Below are 536 nucleotides of genomic sequence, written 5' to 3' on the forward strand. Positions count from 1 at the left end.
TCTCAACTCCTTGGCTCACAGAACGACATGGCTACGATCCGACTTATCGCCAGCCCGCCGAGCGCGCCGACCGCGGCGCCGACGGCGCGCGCGAGGACCACGGCACGGGGGACCGCCATGCGCGGGCGCAGCTGCGCGCGCTCGCGCACGAGCAGGTGGACCCAGGCCACCGCGCCCGCGTACGCGGCCAGCGAGAGCAGCGTGGACACGCCGCGCGGCGACAGCGCCAGCGCGACGTAGAGCGCCACCAGCACCAGCAGCGCCAGGACCGAGCGCGCGAGGTGGCGGCGCCCGAAGCCGAAGTCGGAGTGCGGGGCCAGGAAGCCGAGCGGCGTGCCGCGCGCCGCCTCCTGCGCCGCCGCCGGGACGAGCACGCGGTGCAGCCCGACCAGCCCGAGCCCGCCCGCGATGGGGACCAGCAGCACGAACGCCGCGCGGTCGGCGCCGCCCGCGCCGGCCCACACCGCGCCCGCCGCCGCGACGAGCAGCAGCGCGGCCCCCGCGGGGACGACCCAGCCGCGCAGCTGCACGCGCAC

The 536-nt window shown here is 78.5% G+C and carries 1 pseudogene; it reads right to left on the reverse strand.

The features are described 5' to 3' along the window. Window positions 1-2: 2 nt before the first annotated feature. Window positions 3-536: pseudogene (locus PYV61_RS26495) on the reverse strand (hypothetical protein); the annotation flags it as partial.

This window comes from Roseisolibacter sp. H3M3-2, assembly GCF_029211165.1.
In the GTDB taxonomy this organism is placed as follows: domain Bacteria; phylum Gemmatimonadota; class Gemmatimonadetes; order Gemmatimonadales; family Gemmatimonadaceae; genus Roseisolibacter.